Origin of the sequence: Campylobacter sp. CNRCH_2014_2452, from assembly GCF_025772865.1 — a bacterium.
Classification (GTDB): Bacteria; Campylobacterota; Campylobacteria; order Campylobacterales; family Campylobacteraceae; genus Campylobacter_D; species Campylobacter_D lari_D.
Map to the genome: position 1 here is coordinate 1 of NZ_JAKMSX010000024.1, position 1,953 is coordinate 1,953.

Sequence of the window (1,953 nt, forward strand, 5' to 3'; positions counted from 1 at the left end):
CAACAATGCTATAATAAACAATACTAACCTTAAAGGTAAAAAAATTGCTTAAAATATTAAAAAACTTTCATTGTAATTTTTACAAAAAATATATAAAAAACTATTTTTAGAATATCAAGGAATATAAATGAAAAAACCTTTTTATAAACTTAAAAGATTTTATATACCCTGTATTATATTAATCATAATACTTGCCGTGCTTGCAAAATTACTTTATTCTCCTTTATATACGATTTATTGGGGAATATATCATCATCCTAAGGCTCAATTAAATTTTAAAAATTTTGAAAAAATGACTTTAAATCCAAGTCCTAAAGATATGATTAAAATTGTAGATGATTATCAGCCTAAACTAGAAGACTTTAAAGATTTAAATACAAAAATGCAAAAGGCTATTTTTGATTTTAAGGTGGCTAAATTATTTGGATTTGAGGATAGGTATTGCCAAAATTTTATTCAAAGCAACATTGATATTTTTATCTTTCTACATGGTAGAGAGCAAACCTATTTTAATTATCTTAATTTCATAAGCGATTTAAACTCAAATGAAAAACAAAAATACCTAAACTTAAGAGCCTCTACTAAAGATTTAGAAAAACAAATTTTTAAAGAAAAACTTAAATTTATAAAGCACTATGAAGAATTTTATGATTATTTAGATAGCATAGGCTATTTGGATAAGGGAGCTTGGTATAAAGCTATGGCTCTTTACTCAAAAGTATCAATTCAAGGAATGTTTTTACTTTACAACACCCAATTATGTTCTTTTAAAGACAAATTGACAATATTCAAACAAGTGAAAGAAAGTTATAATACACTTAAAAAATTAGATACACTAGAATTTTCTAATGAAGAAATAAATAAAAAGTGGAAAAGTAATCATAAAGCAATAATAATCTTTATAGGTAATTATTTAAACAAAATCCAAAAGGCCTTAGATGAATGCAAATGAAAATAATATTAGTGTTCATAATGAAAACAATACCACTATTAACATTAAAGAAAGTATAAAAGAAGCCCTAAGAGAAGGACAAGAAATTGTAGAGAATAGTAGAGATGCAACCGGAGAAATAAGCAATACCTCTCATTTTTTAGGCAATATATTCAACCTTTCCCCCAACTCTCCCACTAAAGAAACCCTACAACCTTATATTCAAAAAGTTCAAGTTATTACAGATAAAGTGGATAACAAACTAAAAATTACTGAATATACCTTAGAGTATATTAACAATGGCGATATAACTAAAGTTTTAGTAAAACTAGGAGAAGAAGTTATACAAGATTTTGTTTTAAAAAAAGGCTTAGATATTTCTAAAGAAATAGCACTTATCTTGTTTAGAGGAAAAATTATTTTTGGTATAATTATTTTTGCTGGAGGAAGTGTTATATCTTACTATTTTTCTGAAAACATTAAAGAATTAGCAAAAAAACTGCTAATAAATACTCAAGATTTGCTTAATAAAATCGGAGATAAAATTAAACCTCCTGTTGTATGCCCTAGTAATTCTATAACACCTAATGGTCAATGTATTGATCATCCAAATGATTTTTTTCAAAAACTAATCAATCCTTTCTCCCTCTTCACTCCACGCCCCTACCCTAGCTATTCAAAACAATACAAACTTGCTCTAGCAAAGAAAAAAGAACTTATAACTAAAACAAGTATAGCTTCTACAACTTACAATTTTATAGATGAAGAATATTTAAAAAACATACAAGATTTAAAAGAACAAGAAAAAATCATTGAACAAGAAGAACAAAAATATCAATTTGATTTAAAACTTTATACAGAAGACAATAAAATAAAAAATGAAATTTTTAATTCTTTATTTAAATCTTTAAATGAAAAGCTAAGCTTTCAATTAAAACAAGAAAGAAATACTTTTTTAAATTCCAATCAAAGCTTAAGTATTATTGCTAATAAACAATACCTACTAAAGACTTTAAACTTGC

The 1,953-nt window shown here is 25.1% G+C and carries 2 protein-coding genes; both read left to right on the plus strand.

Annotation, left to right across the window (positions count from 1 at the left end; all coding sequences use genetic code 11):
• The first annotated feature begins 127 nt into the window (after positions 1–127).
• Positions 128–952, plus strand: a complete 825-nt coding sequence (locus tag L8X38_RS08335; protein WP_044598833.1) for a hypothetical protein — start codon at positions 128–130, stop codon at positions 950–952.
• Positions 939–1,953 (plus strand): hypothetical protein (locus L8X38_RS08340; protein ID WP_263661763.1); only part of this gene is annotated, 1,015 nt, incomplete at its 3' end. The genes L8X38_RS08335 and L8X38_RS08340, both read left to right, overlap by 14 nt.

What these genes read in the sequence shown, in the direction of transcription:
- L8X38_RS08335 (WP_044598833.1), top strand. Translation starts at nt 128, where the DNA reads ATGAAAAAACCTTTTTATAAACTTAAAAGATTTTATATACCCTGTATT.